The sequence below is a fragment of the Micromonospora sp. C97 genome (genome assembly GCF_018070385.1).
Classification (GTDB): domain Bacteria; phylum Actinomycetota; class Actinomycetes; order Mycobacteriales; family Micromonosporaceae; genus Micromonospora; species Micromonospora parva.
Window position 1 is genome coordinate 16,626 of the sequence record NZ_JAGPXU010000002.1, and the last position, 17,569, is coordinate 34,194.

The 17,569-nt window shown below is 70.6% G+C and carries 13 protein-coding genes and 1 pseudogene; 6 read left to right on the forward strand and 8 right to left on the reverse strand.

Annotated elements, in window-relative coordinates:
- Positions 1 to 82: 82 nt before the first annotated feature.
- On the forward strand, positions 83 to 790 hold the full coding sequence (locus KBX26_RS03235; RefSeq protein WP_030337834.1) for a M23 family metallopeptidase: 708 nt from the start codon (positions 83 to 85) through the stop codon (positions 788 to 790).
- Positions 791 to 1,063: 273 nt separating this feature from the next.
- Positions 1,064 to 1,834 carry a M23 family metallopeptidase gene (locus KBX26_RS03240; protein WP_030337835.1) on the forward strand — a complete coding sequence of 257 codons (771 nt, stop codon included), beginning with the start codon at positions 1,064 to 1,066 and terminating at the stop codon, positions 1,832 to 1,834.
- Between the two features lie 98 nt (positions 1,835 to 1,932).
- Here KBX26_RS03240 and pcrA read toward each other — a convergent pair whose 3' ends face one another.
- Positions 1,933 to 4,338, reverse strand: a complete 2,406-nt coding sequence (pcrA, locus tag KBX26_RS03245; protein WP_210857757.1) for a DNA helicase PcrA — start codon at positions 4,336 to 4,338, stop codon at positions 1,933 to 1,935.
- A gap of 326 nt (positions 4,339 to 4,664) precedes the next feature.
- Between pcrA and KBX26_RS03250 the strand changes: the two genes are divergently transcribed.
- Complete coding sequence (locus tag KBX26_RS03250; RefSeq protein ID WP_030337837.1) at positions 4,665 to 5,054, forward strand: chorismate mutase; 390 nt, start codon at positions 4,665 to 4,667, stop codon at positions 5,052 to 5,054.
- Positions 5,055 to 5,184: 130 nt separating this feature from the next.
- Here the strand turns inward: KBX26_RS03250 and KBX26_RS03255 are convergent, their stop codons facing one another.
- The 7 genes from KBX26_RS03255 to KBX26_RS03285 form a co-directional block, all read right to left on the reverse strand.
- Positions 5,185 to 6,198, reverse strand: coding sequence for an ABC transporter ATP-binding protein (locus KBX26_RS03255; RefSeq protein ID WP_210857758.1), 1,014 nt, complete (start codon positions 6,196 to 6,198; stop codon positions 5,185 to 5,187).
- Complete coding sequence (locus KBX26_RS03260) at positions 6,191 to 7,219, reverse strand: ABC transporter ATP-binding protein (protein WP_030337839.1); 1,029 nt, start codon at positions 7,217 to 7,219, stop codon at positions 6,191 to 6,193. The genes KBX26_RS03255 and KBX26_RS03260 overlap by 8 nt, the downstream gene beginning before the upstream one ends.
- A gap of 26 nt (positions 7,220 to 7,245) precedes the next feature.
- Entirely contained in the window at positions 7,246 to 8,214 is a 969-nt protein-coding gene (locus tag KBX26_RS03265) for an ABC transporter permease (protein ID WP_030337840.1), read from the reverse strand.
- On the reverse strand, positions 8,207 to 9,133 hold the full coding sequence (locus KBX26_RS03270) for an ABC transporter permease (protein WP_030337841.1): 927 nt from the start codon (positions 9,131 to 9,133) through the stop codon (positions 8,207 to 8,209). The genes KBX26_RS03265 and KBX26_RS03270 overlap by 8 nt, the downstream gene beginning before the upstream one ends.
- Before the next feature lie 148 nt (positions 9,134 to 9,281).
- Positions 9,282 to 10,919: an ABC transporter substrate-binding protein gene (locus KBX26_RS03275; RefSeq protein WP_210857759.1), complete on the reverse strand. Its 1,638-nt coding sequence runs from the start codon at positions 10,917 to 10,919 to the stop codon at positions 9,282 to 9,284.
- A gap of 578 nt (positions 10,920 to 11,497) precedes the next feature.
- Positions 11,498 to 12,184, reverse strand: coding sequence for a response regulator transcription factor (locus KBX26_RS03280; RefSeq protein ID WP_030337843.1), 687 nt, complete (start codon positions 12,182 to 12,184; stop codon positions 11,498 to 11,500).
- Between the two features lie 2 nt (positions 12,185 to 12,186).
- Positions 12,187 to 13,455, reverse strand: a complete 1,269-nt coding sequence (locus tag KBX26_RS03285) for an ATP-binding protein (RefSeq protein ID WP_030337844.1) — start codon at positions 13,453 to 13,455, stop codon at positions 12,187 to 12,189.
- Positions 13,456 to 13,610: 155 nt separating this feature from the next.
- Here KBX26_RS03285 and KBX26_RS03290 point away from each other — a divergent pair, with 155 nt between their 5' ends.
- The 3 genes and pseudogenes from KBX26_RS03290 to KBX26_RS03300 all read left to right on the forward strand — a co-directional run bounded on the left by KBX26_RS03290 (position 13,611) and on the right by KBX26_RS03300 (position 17,553).
- Positions 13,611 to 15,407 (forward strand): PspC domain-containing protein, encoded by a 1,797-nt coding sequence (locus KBX26_RS03290; RefSeq protein WP_210864714.1) that lies wholly within the window; start codon positions 13,611 to 13,613, stop codon positions 15,405 to 15,407.
- Positions 15,404 to 15,587 (forward strand): annotated as a pseudogene (locus KBX26_RS32905) (hypothetical protein); the annotation flags it as partial. The gene KBX26_RS03290 and the pseudogene KBX26_RS32905, both read left to right, overlap by 4 nt.
- 712 nt (positions 15,588 to 16,299) lie before the next feature.
- Positions 16,300 to 17,553 carry a phosphatidylserine decarboxylase gene (locus tag KBX26_RS03300; protein ID WP_210864715.1) on the forward strand — a complete coding sequence of 418 codons (1,254 nt, stop codon included), beginning with the start codon at positions 16,300 to 16,302 and terminating at the stop codon, positions 17,551 to 17,553.
- Positions 17,554 to 17,569 lie beyond the last annotated feature (16 nt).

Here is a 17,569-nt window from a genome sequence, read left to right on the forward strand (position 1 = left end):
GACGACGCGGTCAGCGGACGTTCACTGGAACTTCAGAGGACGCCCACCGGCCGCTTCGGAACCCCGACAACGGAGGGTGTGCGTGCGCCAGCGCCTGTCGTCTGAGCCCGATCGATATCGCGGTCGCCGCCGCGTACCCACCCCACCCCGCAGCCGTTACGCCGCTGTCGTCACCACCGCGTTCGTCGGTGCCGGCATCGTGGCCCTCGGCGCAAGCGCCCTGCCGGACGCCAAGGACGTCAGCCCGTCGGTCCTCGACGAGCTCAAGCAGGCGTCGGTCACCAGCCAGGATGCCGCTGCCCGTTCGGAGAACGCCGACCGCGCCTCCCGGGACAGCCGCAAGGAGGACAGCGCCGAGCCCGAGGTCTGGCTGCTGCCGCTGCAGGGCTACGACTTCAACTCCCCGTACGGGATGCGCTGGGGCAAGCTGCACACCGGCGTCGACCTGGTCGCCGCCGAGGGCACTCCCTATGTGGCGATCCACGATGGCCTGGTCACCAAGGCCGGCTGGTTCGGCGGGTACGGCAACGCGGTGATCGTCCAGCACGCCGACGGCAGCGAGGCCATCTACGGCCACTCCTCCGCGGTCAGCGTGAAGGAAGGCCAGCAGGTCAAGGCGGGCGACCAGCTCGGCCTGGTGGGTCAGACCGGCCACGCGTACGGCACCCACCTGCACCTGGAGATCCATGTCAAGGGGCAGCCGAAGGACCCGGTGCCGTTCCTCCAGGAGCGCGGAGTGGACATCAAGCTGCAAGTCGAGGCAATTTACAGCGAGGTAGCCGCCTCCTGACGCTTCGTCACGACCGTTGACCGCCCGGATCTGTCGATCCGGGCGGTTTTTCGTGCGGCGGCTCTGGCTGATGTATCCCGGGTCACAGCGGCGATTGTGACCGACGCCACGGGCAAACATGATCACTTTTCCGGAAGTAGCGCACCAGAGCGGGTCATATCCGGGCAGCCGGCCGTCCGTTGGTGCTCCGACCGTTCGGTCCCCGCGCCTGCCGCAACTCGGCCCGACACCAGTATTTCGAGGTCAAGTGCCCCTCGACTGTGAAGGTCCGCCGTGCAGGAAGACAGCCCCGTCCAGAACGAGAACACCCCCGACACCAGCCAGACCGCGCAGCCGCGGCGCACCGGCCGACGGAACCGCCTCATCGTGCTCGGGGCCGCCGCCCTGGTAGCCCTCGGCCTCGGTGGGGTCGCCGTCGCCACCAGCGGCACCGACCACCCGGCACCCGCCGCCGTCTCCCTCGACACCCAGTCCCGGGCCGAGGCCGCGGGCCGGGCCGACCGCTCGGTACGCGAGTCGAGCGCGCCGGCCACCCCCTCGATCAGCCCGACGCCGAGCCCGTCCGCGGTCAGCGCCAGCCCGACCCCCACCAGGACGGCCGTCGCGAAGGCCAAGCCGAAGCCGAAGAAGACCACCAAGCCCGCGCCTGCCTGGGTCAACCCGATGCCGGGAGCAGCCGTCACCTCCTGCTACGGGCAGCGCTGGGGCACCCTGCACGCCGGTATCGACCTGGCGCTGCCCTCCGGTACGCCGATCCGCGCCGCCGCCGCGGGCACCGTGACCCAGGCCGGCGACGCCTCCGACGGGTACGGCAACTCCGTCTTCGTCGACCACGGCAACGGCTACCTGACCCACTACGCCCACCAGAGCCGCATCGCGGTCACGGTCGGGCAGGCGGTCAAGGCCGGCCAGGTCATCGGCTACGAGGGCGCCACCGGCGACGCCACCGGCCCGCACCTGCACTTCGAGGTGCACCAGGGCATGTGGAACCAGATCGATCCGGCCCCGTTCATGCGGGCGCGCGGCGTCGACCTGGGCTGCTGACGCCTGCACGTCTCCGGAACAACATCAGGGAAAGAGTGGCCTCAGACAGCGCTGAGACCACTCTTTCCCTGATCTGGTGCGATCTCCGGCGTGCCGGGTCAGAGCTTGTCGACCGGGGCGTGCCGAAGCACCAGCCACATGGTCTGGTCGCCGAAGTCGATCTGCGCGCGGGCACCCGGGCCGTGGCCCTCGACGGCGAGCACCCGGCCCAGCCCGTACCGCTGGTGATTGACCCGGTCGCCCGCTGACACCTTCGGCCCCTGCGGCAGCTCGCTGGCCGTGGTCAGCCGGCTGGCGTCCACGCCGAGCCGCTGGGCCAGCTGCGCCGCCTTCGGCGTGCCACCGGTGAAGGTGCCACGGCCGCCGGGCGCGCGGTCCGCACGGCCGCCGACGCCGCCGCCCCCGCCGGCCCACGAGGTGTACGACCCCTCGGTGCGCTCCCAGTGCACCAACTCGGTCGGCAACTCCTCCAGGAAGCGCGACGGCGGGTTGTAGGACGGCTGCCCCCAGGCCGAGCGGGTCACCGCCCGGGAGAGGTAGAGCCGCTGCCGAGCGCGGGTGATGCCGACGTACGCCAGCCGGCGCTCCTCCTCCAGCTCGCGGGTGTCGCCGAGCGAGCGCAGGTGCGGGAAGACGCCGTCCTCCAACCCGGTCAGGAAGACCACCGGGAACTCGAGCCCCTTGGCGGTGTGCAACGTCATCAGGGTGACCACGCCCTGGTGGTCGGGGTCGTCGGAGGGGATCTGGTCGGCGTCGGCGACCAGCGCCACCTGCTCCAGGAAGCCGGCCAGGGTGGCCCGCTCCCCGTCGGCGCCGAGCGCCTCGATCCGCTCGGTGTACTCGCGGGCGACGCTGACCAGTTCCTGGAGGTTGTCCACCCGACCGGCGTCCTGCGGGTCCAGGCTCTCCTCCAGCTCGGTGAGGTAGCCGGAGCGGGTCAGCAGCGCCTCCAGCACCTCCTCGGGGGTGCCGGTCTCGGCCAGCTCACGGGCGCCGTCGAGCAGCGCCACGAAGTCGGCGATGCCGTTCGCCGCCCGGCTGGAGATGCCCGGCGCCTCCCGGGCCCGGCGCAGGGCCGCGCCGAAGGAGATCCGATCACGGCTGGAGAGCGCCTCGACACACGCCTCGGCCCGGTCGCCGATCCCCCGGCGCGGGGTGTTGAGCACCCGCCGCAGGCTCACCGTGTCGTCGTCGTTGACCACCGAACGCAGGTACGCCAGGGCGTCGCGGACCTCCTTGCGCTCGTAGAAGCGCACCCCGCCGACCACCTTGTAGGGCAGGCCGACGCGGATGAACACCTCCTCGAAGACGCGGGACTGGGCGTTGGTGCGGTAGAAGACCGCCACATCGCCGGGGCGGGTCTCGTCGGCGTCGACCAGCCGGTCGATCTCGCGGGCCACCCAGTCGGCCTCGGCGTGCTCGGTGTCGGCCACGTAGCCGACGATCTGCTCGCCGGCGCCGGCCTCGCTCCACAGCCGTTTGGGTTTGCGGGAGGTGTTGCGGTCGATCACCGCGTTGGCCGCGTTGAGAATCGTCTGGGTGGAGCGGTAGTTCTGCTCCAGCAGGATCGTCCGGGCGTCGGTGAAGTCCCGTTCGAACTCCAGGATGTTGCGGATCGTCGCACCCCGGAACGCGTAGATCGACTGGTCGGCGTCGCCGACCACGCACAGCTCGGCGGGCGCCAACCCGTCGGTGCCGGAGACCAACTCCTTGATCAGGACGTACTGGGCGTGGTTGGTGTCCTGGTATTCGTCCACCAGCACGTGCCGGAACCGCCGCCGGTAGCTCTCCGCGACGTGCGGGTGGGACTGGAGCAGGTGCACCGTGGTCATGATCAGGTCGTCGAAGTCCAGGGCGTGCGCCTCACGCAACCGGCGCTGGTAGAGCGTGTACGCCTCGGCCAGTGCCCGCTCGTTGGGGCCGGTGGCCCGCGCCGCGAACTGCTCCGGGTCGACCAGCTCGTTCTTGAGGTTGGAGACCTGGGCGGCGAGCCCTCGCGCCGGGTAGCGCTTCGGGTCGAGATCCAGCTCGCGGGTCACCAACTGCATCAGCCGGCGGGAGTCGTCCGCGTCGTAGATCGAGAACGTCGACTTGAGGCCGGCGTGCTCGTGCTCGGCGCGCAGGATCCGCACGCAGGCCGAGTGGAACGTCGACACCCACATCAGGCGGGCCCGGGGGCCCACCAGCGCGGCGACGCGCTCCTTCATCTCGCCGGCGGCCTTGTTGGTGAAGGTGATCGCGATGATCTCACCGGGGTGCACGTCCCGAGCGGCGAGCAGGTAGGCGATCCGGTGCGTGAGCACCCGGGTCTTGCCCGACCCGGCGCCGGCCACGATCAGCAGCGGCGAGGCGGCATGACTGACGGCGTCGCGCTGCGGCCCGTTCAGCCCGTCGAGGAGCTGCTGCGGATCGAGACGCGCGGCGACCGCCCCGGGTCGGTGCGGGCGGGCCGGCGCGGACTCCGGCGCAGGCGGGGACGCGGGGATGTCGAAGAGAGGATGCATCGCCCGACAAGTCTATGCCGCCGGCCCGACACTGTGCCTTCGGCGCTCAGCGGCTCGTGCCCGACACCGCGCACCACCACCGGGTGCGCCCACCGTCGGGAAAGCTGCCCTTCTCGACCCGGACTGCTTGCGCGCCGGGCAACGACGTGGGCATACTCGACGGCGTGATCGCTGCGCGCTACTACTTTTACTATGGCACCGGGAGTCCGGCTGTCGTAGGTCGCGCCTGATCGATTCAGACCTGCTAAAGCCCCGGGCTCCTGGAGTCCGGGGCTTTTTCCGTCCCAGGTTCCGGGCACCGGGCACCACACTGCGAGAGGTACCCGATGATGACAGACGTGATGGAGCAGAGCGGCGGCCCGACCCGACCGGGGCAGCCCGCAGCGCAGGGCGCTGGGCCGGTGGCGGCCACACCGCCGACGGGTGGGCACACCGAACCGGCCGAGCAGCAGACCGGCACCGAGGAGCCGTCCGCCTCCGCGCGGATCGTGCAGATCAGGGAACGGATCGACGAGATCGACAACGCGTTGATCACGCTCTGGCAGGAGCGGGCCGCGTTGTCCCAGGAGGTCGGGGCGACCCGGATGGCGTCCGGTGGGACCCGCCTGGTGCTCTCCCGGGAACGGGAGATCCTGGAGCGGTTCCGGGTCGCGCTCGGCGCCGACGGCACCCAGCTGGCCCTGCTGCTGCTCCGCGCCGGCCGCGGCCCGCTGTGAGCCACACCGGCCGGCCGTCGGATCACCCTACGCGCTGAACCATGGCCGCGTGCAGCACTCGTCCAGGGGTCTCTGACAGACGAAACCGCCTGCCGTCGTCGCGATGACGGCGGCAGGCGGTTTCGGTGACTCACACCTCGTGGGTGGCGACGATCTCGCGCTTCTCGGCGAAGTGGCAGGCGCTCGGGTGGTCCGAGCCCGGCCGGACCTCCAGCAGCGGGACCTGCTCGGCGCAGACGTCCTGCGCCTTCCAGCAGCGGGTCCGGAACCGGCAGCCCGAGGGCGGGCTGATCGGCGACGGCACGTCACCCGTGAGCCGGATGATCGTCTTGTTGTGCCGCTGCGTCGGGTCCGGCACCGGCACCGCGGAGAGCAGAGCCTGGGTGTACGGGTGGGTCGGCCGCTCGTAGATCTCGTCCTCGGTGCCGATCTCCACGATCTTGCCGAGGTACATCACCGCGACCCGGTCCGAGAGGTGGCGGACCACCGACAGGTCGTGCGCGATGAAGACGTACGACAGCCCGAACTCGCCCTGCAGCTGCTCCAGCAGGTTCATGACCTGGGCCTGGATGGAGACGTCGAGCGCCGACACCGGCTCGTCGCAGACGATGATCTCGGGCCGCAACGCGAGCGCACGGGCGATGCCGATGCGCTGACGCTGACCGCCGGAGAACTGGTGCGGGTACCGGTTGATGTGCTCGGGGTTGAGCCCGACCAGGTCGAGCAGCTCCCTGACCTTCGCCCGGCGGCTGCCCTTCGGCGCCACCTCCGGGTGGATCTCGAACGGCTCACCGAGCAGGTCACCGACGGTCATCCGCGGGTTCAGCGAGGTGTACGGGTCCTGCATGACCAGCTGGATCTGCCGGCGCAGGCGCCGCAGCGCACCACCGGACAGCTTGGAGATGTCCTGACCCTTGTAGAGGACGCTGCCTTCGGTCGGCTTCTCCAGGTTCATCAGCACCCGGGCGAGCGTCGACTTGCCGCAGCCGGACTCGCCGACCACGCCGAGCGTCTCGCCGGCGCGCAGATCGAAGGAGACCCCGTCGACCGCCTTGACCTGACCGACGGTCTTCTTGAACACCACACCCTGCGTCACGGGGTAGTGCTTGACCAGGTCACGGACCTCGAGGATGTTCTCAGACACGGTTCACCAGCTCCTCGGCGAAGTGGCAGGCGCTGGCCCGGGCATTGCCCACCTGCAGCAGCGGCGGGACCTTCTCCCGACACACCGGCTGAGCCATGGGGCAGCGCGGGTTGAACGGGCAGCCCGGCGGGATGTTCATCAGGTTCGGCGGGAGGCCCTTGATCGTCCGGAGCTGCTGCCCCTTCTCGTCCATCCGCGGGATCGAGTCGATCAGACCCATCGTGTACGGGTGCGCCGGCTTGGCGTACAGGTCGTACACGTCCGCTTCCTCGACGATCCGGCCCGCGTACATGACCGCGATCCGGTCCGCGACGTCGGCGACCACGCCGAGGTCGTGGGTGATCAGGATCATGCCCATCTGCCGCTCACGCTGGAGCTCGGCCAGCAGGTCCATGATCTGGGCCTGCACGGTCACGTCGAGAGCGGTGGTCGGCTCGTCCGCGATCAGCACCTCCGGGTCGAGCGCCAGCGACATCGCGATCATCGCGCGCTGCCGCATACCGCCGGAGAACTGGTGCGGGTAGTTGTTGAACCGACCCTTGGCGTTCGGGATCTTGACCTGGTCGAGCATGTCGATCGCGCGCTTCTTGGCCTCCGCGCGACCCATGCCCCGCCGGACCCGGAACTGCTCGGCGATCTGGAACCCGACGGTGAAGACGGGGTTCAGCGCGGAGAGCGCGTCCTGGAAGATCATCGCGATGCCCTCGCCGCGGATGCGGCGGCGCTCCTCGTCGGACATGCGCAGCATGTCCTTGCCGTGGAAGCGGACCTGCCCACCGGTCACGAAGCCCGGCGGCGTGTCGAGGATGCCCATGATGGTCTGCGCCGTGACGCTCTTACCGGAGCCGGACTCGCCGAGCACGGCGAGGGTCTCCCCCGCGTCGACGTGGTACGTGACCCCGTTGATGACCTTTGCGACGCCGTCCCGGGTACGGAACTCCACCCGCAGGTCGTCGACCTCGAGCAGCCGGCCGGAGGGACGCCCGGAGCCGCCGGATCCCGGCGCTGACTGCTCGGACACGAGAATGTCGGACAACTGGATCTCCCCTAGCGGAGTTTCGGATCGAGGGCCTCGCGGACCGACTCACCGAGCATCACGAAGCTCAGCACTGCGGTGACGAGGAACGCGGCGGGGAAGAACACCAGCCCCGGCGCGACCCGGACGAACTGCTGCCCATCACTGATCATGATGCCCCAGGACACCACCGGCGACTTCAGACCGACGCCCAGGAACGACAGCGTGGCCTCGGCGCCGATGAACGAGCCGACCATGATCGTGCCGTAGACCAGCAGTGGGGCCAGGCAGTTCGGCAGCAGGTGCTTGAGGATGATCCGGCCGGTGCCGGCACCCAGTGCGCGGGCCGCGACGATGTAGTCGGCCTCCTTGGTGGCGAGCACCGAGGAGCGCATCAGCCGCATCACGACCGGCCAGCTCAGCACGATCAGCGACGCGATCACCAGGCCCATGATCTGGGCCTTGCTGTTGCCGGAGCCCGACCCGTTGAACGTGGTCAGGATGACGATCGCGCCGAGCACGAAGGGCAGACCGAAGAAGACGTCGGCGATCCGGCTCAGCAGCGCGTCCACCCAACCACCGCGGTAGCCGGAGATGATGCCCATCGTTCCGCCGATGAGCAGGGTGCCCAGCACGGAGAGCACGGCGACCACGACGGAAGCCCGTGCGCCGTAGATGACCCGGGCGTAGACGTCACGGCCCTGCACGTCGTAGCCGAACCAGCCATTGGCCGACGGCTTGTCGAGGCTGCGGGACAGCGAACCGTTGACCGCGTCGCCCGGGGCGAAGAGCGCCGGGAAGGCCGCCATCAGCAGGAAGATCAGGATCAGCGTGGCCGAGATCCAGAACAGCGGCTTGCGCCGCAGGTCACGCCAGGCGTCGGCGAGCAGGCCGCGCGGCTTCTCGTTGCTCTGCGGCTGACCCGCGGTGGCGGGGGCGGCGGAGTCGGTCGGGTGTGCGCCAGGGGTGCTGACGATCGATGCGGTACTCGGGTCACTCATAACGGATCCTCGGGTCCAGGGCGGCGTAGAGCAGGTCAACCAGCAGGTTCATCACGAGATAGACCAGCACCAGGACGACCACGATTCCTACCACCGTGGCGCTTTCCTTGGTGATGATCGCCCGGAAGACCTGGCGGCCGATTCCGTTGATGCCGAAGATTCCCTCGGTGACGATCGCGCCACCCATCAGGGCGCCGAGGTCGGTGCCGAGCAGGGTCACCACTGGGATGAGCGAGTTGCGCAGCAGGTGCACGCCCACCACCCGGCGCATCGGCAGGCCCTTGGCGATCGCGGTACGCACGTAGTCCGCGCGACGGTTCTCCGCGATGCTCGTTCGTGCCACCCGGGCGATGTACGCCACCGACGCGCTACCGAGCACGAAGCCCGGCACGATCAGCTCGGACCACCGCATCTCCGAGGAGACGGTCGGCTTGATGATGCCCCACTGCACACCCAGCAGCCACTGCAGCACGAAGCCGACCACGAAGACCGGCAGCGCGATCAGGAAGAGGGTGGAGACCAGGACCAGGTTGTCCAGGAAGCCGTTACGCCGCAGGCCGCTCAGCACGCCGGCACCGAGGCCGATGATCGCCTCGATGGCGAGCGCCACGAGCGCCAGCTTCAGCGTGTTCGGGTACGAGGTCATGATGATGTCGCTGATCTCGCGCTGCGAGAAGGTCTGACCGAAATCGCCCTGGAGCAGGTTCTTCATGTAGCTGCCGTACTGCACGAAGACGTTCTGGTCGAGGTGGTACTTCTCGGTCATGAAGGCGATGTACTGGTCCGGGCAGCGGCGCTCACCGCACTTGCCGGCGAACGGGTCGCCGGGGACGGCCCAGACGAGCCAGTAGATCAGGAACGTCGTACCGATGAAGACCGGCACGAGTTGGAGCAGCCGTCTCAACAGATAACGGCCCATGGGGTGGTCCTCCAGACAGGGGGCGCGTCGGACGGCCGACACGGTGGTGACAACGTGCGAGTGGAGCGTTGTAACACCCACTCGCGGAACGGCCCCGGGTCGGGCTCACCGGATGTGGCGAGCCCGACCCGGGGTCAGACCGTTCGGATCAGAGCTCGACCGAGGTGATGTCGATCTCGCCGACGTTGTTCAGCTCGAGCTTCTTGATCTTCTCCGAGTGGCCGGACTGCTGGCCGTAGAAGTAGACCGGGATGCTCGGGACGTCCTGGTCGACCTTCTCGACGGCCTTGGCGAACGCCTCGTGCGAGGCCTCCAGGCTCGGCGCGCCGCTGGCCTGCTTGGCCAGCGCGTCGACCTCGGGGTTGCTGTACAGACCGTCGTTGGAGGAGCCGTTGGTGACGAACAGGGGGTTCACCCAGTTCTCCACGTCCGGGTAGTCCTGCTGCCAGGCGGCGCGGTACGGGCCCTTCATGGTGTGGGCGTTGATGTTCTGGCGGAAGACCGCGAAGGTCGGCACGCCCTCAGCCCGAGCGTTGATGTTGAGGTTGGTCTTGATCTGCTGCGCGACGGCGTCCATCCAGTCCTTGTGGGCGGAGTCCGCGTTGTAGTAGAAGACCATCTCACCGGTGAAGCCACCGGCCTCGGCGAGCAGCGTCTTGGCCGTCTCCGGGTCGAACTTGCAGGCGGTGCAGTTGCCCGGCTTGGCGCCCGGGGTCAGCGGGTTCGCCCAGCTGTCGGCCGGCTTGCGGGTGCCGAAGAAGATCTTGTCCGAGATCTCCTGCCGGTTGACCGCCAGCGACACGGCACGACGCAGCTTCGGGTTCTGGAAGCGCTTGTCGTAGATCGGGAACGCGATGAACGCGGTCGACGGCGTGACGGTCGAGCGGCCCCGGTCACCGAGGTCGGTCTTCCACTTGTCACCGGCGAGCGCCGAGGTGGGGACAACCTCCATGAAGTCGAGGTTGTTCGCCAGCAGGTCGGCGTAGGCGGCGTTGTCGTCCTGGTACAGCTTGACGTCGACGTCCTTGATCTTCATCTTGTCGCGAAGATTGTAGTCGTCGAAGCGCGTCAGCTTGATGAGGGAGTTGTCCTCCCACGACACGAACTTCACCGGGCCGTTGGCGATCGGCTTGCGGCCGAACTCCTCGGGCTTCATGGTGAAGAACACGTCCGGCAGCGGCATGAAGGCGCTGTAGCCGAGCTTGGTCGGGAAGACCGCGGTCGGCGCCGACAGCGTGACCTCGAAGGTCTGCTCGTCGATGACCTTCAGGCCGGACATCTTGTCGGTCGTCGGCGTCGGGGCCTTCTTCGGGCCGTCCGGGCCGTCCGGGTCCGTGGTGTAGGTCTGGTCGAAGCCCGCGATGTCGGCGAAGAAGGTGCCGTTCTGCGCGCCGTTCGGCGAGTAGGCGGCCCAGTTCCAGGCGTCGACGAAGTTCTTCGCCTTGACCTCGGTACCGTCGTGGAACTTGGTACCGGCCTTGATCTTGATCGTGAAGACCTTGGAGTCCGTGGTGTTGATGGACTCCGCCAGCGCGTTACGCGGGGCCCCACCGTCGTTCGGGTACTCGACCAGGCCGGTCCACAGCCAGTCGACGATCTTCCCGCCGCCGGTCTCCGTGGTGTTCGACGGGACCAGCGGGTTCTCCGGCTGGACGCCGTGCACAACGATCGAGCCGTCCGCGCTGGCGGCAGTATCGCCGTCGCCGCCGCTCGAGCAACCGCTCGCGACAAGCGCGGCAGCCGCGCTGAGCGCGATGGCGCTCGTCGCCCGCTTCGAGACTCTCATTCCGAGGGGCCTCCTCTTTCTAACCAGGTTCCGTCGTGGGTTTCACGCACGTTTGGGGGTGACACCGCCCGACCACCCCGGGGCGCGGGTCGCCGGGACCACAGGGAAGTTGGGGACACCCCTGATGTTCCGATCCGCCGGGCTCCCTCACCAACGAGGCGCGACACGACGCAACCGACACAGCCACGGGCCGCCGTGATCGGCAGATTCGTGGTCGTGGGGCGTACGGAGTGCCACACACCGATGGTGAGGTGCTGCCACTGTGACACCCACTGGCCGCTTCCGTGAAGGTGCCGTTATCAAGCCGTTAGTTGCCCGCCACGTTGCCGATACTTGAAAAATGATCATAAAACGGTCGCCGCAGGCAGCGTTGAGCAGGAAATACGTTGCGCCGCCCGAACACGAGGCCTCAGCCCGTGCGCGTCCCCGAGGTCACCCGGGCCCGGTGGGACGTCCGTCACCACTCACGTTTCGAGCCATCCGGATGAGGGTGCCCAGGACTACCCGGCCACGATCACCGGCTGGGTGGACGAGGGTGCGCCGGACGTTTCTCTGATCCTCGCCGCTGGCGACCCACGTCAGACGAGCCGGCGATCCGCCGCCCACCGGGAGAGCTCGTAACGGTTGGACATCTGGAGCTTGCGCAGCACGTTGGACACGTGCGTCTCCACCGTCTTGATGGAGATGAACAGCTCCTTGGCGATCTCCTTGTACGCGTACCCCCGGGCCAGCAGCCGCAGCACCTCCCGCTCACGGTTGGTGAGCTGGTCCAGCTCCGGGTCGGCCACCGGGGCGTCCGGCCGGGCCGCGAAGGCGTCCAGCACGAACCCGGCCAGCCGTGGGCTGAACACCGCGTCGCCGTCGGCCACCCGACGGATCGCGGCAGCCAACTCGTCCGGGGAGATGGTCTTGGTGACGTACCCCCGGGCACCGGCACGGATCAGCCCGATCACGTCCTCCGCCGCGTCGGAGACGCTCAACGCCAGGAACTTGACCTGCGGATGGGTACGCCGCATCGCCTCCAGCACCGCGCGACCGCCACCGTCGGGCATGTGCACGTCGAGCAGGACCACGTCCGGGCCGACGGCGGCGATCCGGGTGACCGCCTCGGCCACCGTGCTCGCCTCGCCCACCACCTCGACGTGGGCGCCCAACTCCGCGCGCACCCCGGCCCGGAACATGGCGTGGTCGTCCACCAGGAACACCCGCAGCCGCTCGGGGCGGGCATCCGCCGGGTCGAGGTGCTCGGTCGACTGCTCGGCCATGGTCATCTGTTCCTTTCCGCTGCGGACGAGTCCCGGGAGATCGGCAGGATCAACCGGACCTCGGTCCCCTCCCCCGGGCCGGACCGGATTTCGGCCCGTCCGCCGTGCCGCTTCATCCGCCCGATGATCGAGCCGCGTACGCCGTGCCGGTGGTCCTCCACGGTATCCGGATCGAAGCCCTTCCCCCGGTCCCGAACGAAGACGCTGACCTGATCCGGCTCCACCTCGGCGTAGAGCGACACGGTCTGCACGCCGGCGTGCCGGGCCGCGTTCACCAGAGCCTCGCGGGCGGCCGCCACCAGTGCCCCGACCTTCTCGTCGGTCTCCCGATCGCCGACCACCACCGTCTCCACGCTGATCGCGAAGGTGTCCTCGACCTCGGCCGCGGCCTGCTCCAGGGCGGCGGCGAAGCGCTCGCTCGGCGAGGCGGTGGGCTTGTAGAGCCAGTTGCGCAGCGAACGCTCCTGCCCTCGGGCCAGCCGCTGCACGGTCTTCACGTCACCGGCGTTGCGCTGGATCAGGGCCAACGTGTGCAGCACCTGGTCGTGCACCATGGCGGCCAACTCGGCCCGCTCCTGCTCGCGGATGCGCCCCTCGCGCTCCGAGCGGAGCTGGCTGTACGTCCGCCAGAGCACCGGCGCGGCGACCACGCCGACGCCCGCCAGCCCGACCAGCGCGAAGATCACGCCGTTGATCACCGCGTCGAAGTTCTGTGCCGGCGAGTAGACGGCCGCGACACCGATGATGCCGACCGCGACCAGCACTCCACCGCCGATGAACCGGAGCACGAAGGCCCGGCGGTCGCTCTCCTCGACGACTGCGCCGAGCCAGGGCACCGGCATCGCGTCGCCCCACTGCCGCCGCCGCTCGGGCGCGGACTGGTGCCAGATGACCCCGGCGCCGACCGCGATGATCGCCACCAACCAGCCGGCGGTGCCCGCCGCGCCCACCGAGTCGAAGACCATCACCTGGATCAGCAGGACACCGAGCCCGATCCCCACGAACGGCAGGAGTTGGGCGACATCCCGCCGGGGCGGCACCGCAGTGTCACCGGGACGCAGCGGCACCACCGCCCAGAAGGCCGCGTAGAGCAGCAGACCGAGCCCGCTCAGCCCGAGCAGGACCATGAACGCGACGCGCACCCGCAGCACCGAGATGCCGAGGTGGTCGGCGATACCGGCGGCGACGCCGGCGGCCATCCGGTGCTCGGGGGCGCGGTAGAGCCGCGGGGGTGGGGTCACGGTGCTGCTGATCGGAGGCTCCCTGGTCACGGTGGCGGACAGGTCGAGGTCGGTGACTCGATCGTCACACGCTGCGGCGTCGGTGACCACGGGGACGCCCCCGACATTCCGGCCGCCGGATCTCAGGGTGGGGTCAGGGTCGGGTCCTGAGGTCGTTCGGGTGCGCCGGGCAGCAGGATCGAAGCATGACCGAGGAAGCTGCCCCGCCGCCCCGACCGGGGTCGGCACAGTCGGGCGGTTCAGCACCGCCCCCGCCCGCCACCACGCCCACCGAATGGACCGAGCCCCGCACCTTCGGTCCGCACGCTGGCACCGACGCGCCCGCCGACACCGCACCCGGCGATCCGGCCGACGGCTACGCGCCGCCCGCTGCGGGCTACGGTCCAGGCCCGGGGTTCGCGGCGGGCACCGGCTACGGTCCGGGCGGCACGCCACCCGGTGGTCCCGGACCGTCCGCACCGCCACCGCCGCTGGGCGGCACCAGCTTCACCTCACGGTACGGGCTGGTCCGACCGCGCGACGGGCGGTATCTGGCCGGGGTCTGCGCGGCCATCGGGCGCGCCACCAACACCGATCCGGTGCTCTGGCGGGTGCTGCTCGCGGTGCTCGGCTTCTTCGGGGGCATCGGCATTCTGGTGTACGTCGCCGCCTGGCTGATCATCCCGAACGAGGGCGACACCGCCTCCCCTGTCGAATCCATGCTCGGCCGCGGTCGCTCCAGCATGTCGCCGGTGACCGTGATCGTCCTGGGCATCCTGGTCGCGGCCAGCTTCGCGTACATCGTCACCGACGCCTTCCGCGCGGTGCTGCTCGGCGCCGCCATCCTGGTCGCCGGCGCGCTCCTGCTCAACCGGGACGGCCGCAACCCACGGCCCGGCAACCCGGGCGGTCCGCCACCGGCCGGCAACCCGGCCGGCCCGATCGTCCCACCGGTGGCCTGGCCCGCACCGTCGTACGGCGCGGCGCCGTCGACCAGCCCGGCGATGACGCCGCCGATGTTCGGCACCGGTCCGGGGTACGCCACCGCGACCACGGGGGCAGCCCCCACCGCCACCATCCCGGGGTACGACACGCCGCCGACCAGCGGCCCGCAGCCGGCCACCGCGACCCAGCAGGTGTCCGGGATGGGTCCGGTGTCCGGGCAACCGGCCGGCACGACGGCTGCCCAGCCCGGCTGGCCGAGCACCGCCATGCCCAGCTCCGGTTGGCCGTCGCCACCGGTGAGCAGCGCACCCGCTGCCCCGGCCGGCTATCCGACCGCCCCGCCGCCCTCCGGTTACCGCCCGCCGTTCGCGCCGCACGGCCCGTACGCTTCGCCGACCCCGGCCGCGCCGCCTCCGCCCAAGCCACCGAAGCCGCCGAAGCGCCCGAAGGAGCGGTCACCACTCGGCGCGGTGACCTTCTCGCTGATCTTCCTGGTGCTCGGTCTGGTCGCCCTGCTCGACCTGCTGGACGTCTTCGCCATCAGCGCCTCGGCGTACTTCGCCGCCGCGTTGGCCACCATCGCGCTGGGTCTGCTGGTCGGCACCTGGTTCGGGCGGGCCCGCTGGCTCATCGCGCTCGGCCTGGTGACCGCCGCGGCGCTGGGCACGGCTACCGTCGCCGAGTCCTACGACCGGATCCGAGGGGTCGACGGCGCGGTGACCTGGGCGCCCACCGACTACCGCGACCTGGCGGACCGGTACGAGAACAGCTTCGGTGACGCCGTGCTCGACCTGCGCGGGATCGACTTCGCGAAACGGGAGAGCCAGGTGACGGTGGCCGTCAACTTCGGCCAGGCGACAGTGGTCGTGCCTCCGAACGTCGACGTCACGACGGTGGCCGACGTCAACGCGGGTGACGCCACCGTCTTCGGCAACCGCTCCGGTGGCCTGGACGGCCGTCTGCGGGAATCCACCGACCTCGGCGCGGACGGGCCCGGTGGCGGGACCCTGCGCCTCTACATCCACGTCAACGCGGGCAACCTGGAGGTGACCCGGTGAAGGCTCACCGCACGGATCTGGTGTCGTTCGCCTTCGGGCTCGTGTTCCTGGCGCTGTCCGCCTGGTGGCTGCTCGCCCAACTGCTCGGGCTGGCGCTGCCGCCGGTCGGCTGGTTCCTGGCCGGCGCACTCATCCTGATCGGGGTCTTCGGGCTGGTCGGCGCGCTGCGCTCGGGTCGACCGAGCCAGCCGGAGCCGACCGCCGGGGTCGCCGAGGCCGTCGTGCCCGTTTCCGGCACGTCGGTCTCCGGTGCGCCCAGCTCCGGTGCGCCCGCGCCGGTCTCCGGTGCCGCCACGTCGACCTCCGGTGCGGCCCTGCCGGTCTGGGAGGCCGAACGCTCCACCTGGGACACCCCCTCCCCGGACCCGACGCGCATCTCGGACCCGACGTTCGCCTCGGACCGGTCGCTGGAGACGCCGACCGCCGAGGTGCGGGCGGAGGATGCGCCGATCACCGATGTGATCCACCCGGCCTGGCTGGCACATCCGCCGTCGGAGCCGCCGACCGAGCCGATCCCGGGCCGGTCCGGCGGCGCGGACGAGGAGCCGACTCTCGGGGTCCTCGCCCGCCCGGTGACGTCCGACGGGGACGAGCCGACCCGGTCCGACCAACCGGTCGCGGCCGGCGGTGACCACCCGGGCACGGCCGCCGCCGACGATGCGGCAGCCAGCGGCGGCGACCAGACCCGCGACGAGCGGGAGGGTCCGCGCCGGGAAGCCTGACCCCGGGCGCCTGACCCGCGTCGGTCCACCACAGCCGCACGGCGGTGGGACCGGCGCGGACGGGCGCATATGCTGGCCGGTGGAGATCTCGCCTCCGCCGGCCGGCCCGTCCCGCCCATGGCGGTCCCGCCGCGATTCCCGTCTCTACCCCCGTCAGGAGCCCGCCCGACATGACCCAGTCCCCCGCCGTGCGTACCACCGGCCGGTCCGGTCCGGTCCGCATCGGCGAGCGAGCCTCCCGTACCCTCGTCGCCGAGCTGGCCCGGATCAACGACGCCAAGGCCGCCCTGCTGGTCGGGGTGCACCCGGCCTCCGCGGTGCTGGCCGCGGCGATCGAGGCGCTGCTCCCCGGTGACCGGCTCACCGTGGTGCCCACCGAGCCGTTCGGCGCCGCCGCGCTGCGCGAGCACGTCACCGCCCAGGGCCGCTGGGTCGCCGACCGGGTGAACGTCGTCGACTCGCTGGCCGAAGCCGAGCCCGCCGCGGTCGTCATCGCCGGTGAGGTGTTCACCGGCACCGCCGAGGCGACCCGCGGCGGCGTCGAAGGGCTGGCCAAGTACCTGACCGACGGGGCGGTGCTGAGCGTGGCGACAGTCGCCACGCCCGGCCGGACCGAGGGCGCCGCCGCCGAGCTGGCCCGACAGGACGCCCTCTACGGCGTCGGCGCCGACCTGGTGCTGCGCAACTCGCCACCGGTGCGGGTCTACCGACTGCGGTTCACCCCGGCCAGCCCGGCCACCGCCGACAGCCTGGCCCCCGCGTACCGGCCGTCGAGTGTGCCGGTGACCCGAAGCATGCACATCGACTCCAACGGTGTGGCGGCGGCGGGCATCGCGCTGGGCCTCGCCGCGCTCACCCGGGTGGCGCGTCCGTCGTCCAAGCTGTGGCTGCTGCCGGCCCTGGCCGCCGGGCCGGTCGCCGCGTTCTTCCGGGACCCAGAGCGGGACGTGCCGGAGGACCCGAGCGCCGTGGTCGCCAGCGCGGACGGAAAGGTCCTGTCGGTTCAGCGGCTGCACGACGAGCGCTTCGGCGACGGCGAGTGGCTGCGGGTCGCGGTGTTCCTGTCGGTGCTGGACGTGCACGTCAACCGCGCACCGGTCGCCGGCAAGGTGGTGGACTACTTCGTCGCCGACGGCGGCTTCGTCAACGCGATGAAGCCGGACGCCGAGCACAACGTCGCCGCGTACACCGTGCTGGACACCGCGCGCGGCACTGTGGTGGTCGCGCAGCGGACCGGGCTGATCGCCCGTCGGATCGTGCAGCGCGCGCCGATCGGCGCACTGCTGGCCAAGGGCGAGCGCTTCGGGCTGATCCGGTTCGGCTCCCGGACCGACGTCTACCTGCCCGCCGAGGCCGCGGACCCGCTGGTCGGGCCGGGCGACAAGGTGGTCGGTGGGTCCACGGTCATCGCCCGCTGGCGCTGACCCGCTGACGACGAAC

Bases quoted from the DNA above. Each gene is read 5' to 3' on its own strand.
- pcrA (WP_210857757.1), bottom strand. From the start codon at position 4,338: ATGCATCCTCTCTTCGACATCCCCGCGTCCCCGCCTGCGCCGGAGTCC.
- KBX26_RS03250 (WP_030337837.1), top strand. From the start codon at position 4,665: ATGATGACAGACGTGATGGAGCAGAGCGGCGGCCCGACCCGACCGGGG.
- KBX26_RS03270 (WP_030337841.1), bottom strand. From the start codon at position 9,133: ATGGGCCGTTATCTGTTGAGACGGCTGCTCCAACTCGTGCCGGTCTTC.
- KBX26_RS03300 (WP_210864715.1), top strand. From the start codon at position 16,300: ATGACCCAGTCCCCCGCCGTGCGTACCACCGGCCGGTCCGGTCCGGTC.
- KBX26_RS03265 (WP_030337840.1), bottom strand. From the start codon at position 8,214: ATGAGTGACCCGAGTACCGCATCGATCGTCAGCACCCCTGGCGCACAC.
- KBX26_RS03290 (WP_210864714.1), top strand. From the start codon at position 13,611: ATGACCGAGGAAGCTGCCCCGCCGCCCCGACCGGGGTCGGCACAGTCG.
- KBX26_RS03280 (WP_030337843.1), bottom strand. From the start codon at position 12,184: ATGGCCGAGCAGTCGACCGAGCACCTCGACCCGGCGGATGCCCGCCCC.
- KBX26_RS03275 (WP_210857759.1), bottom strand. From the start codon at position 10,919: ATGAGAGTCTCGAAGCGGGCGACGAGCGCCATCGCGCTCAGCGCGGCT.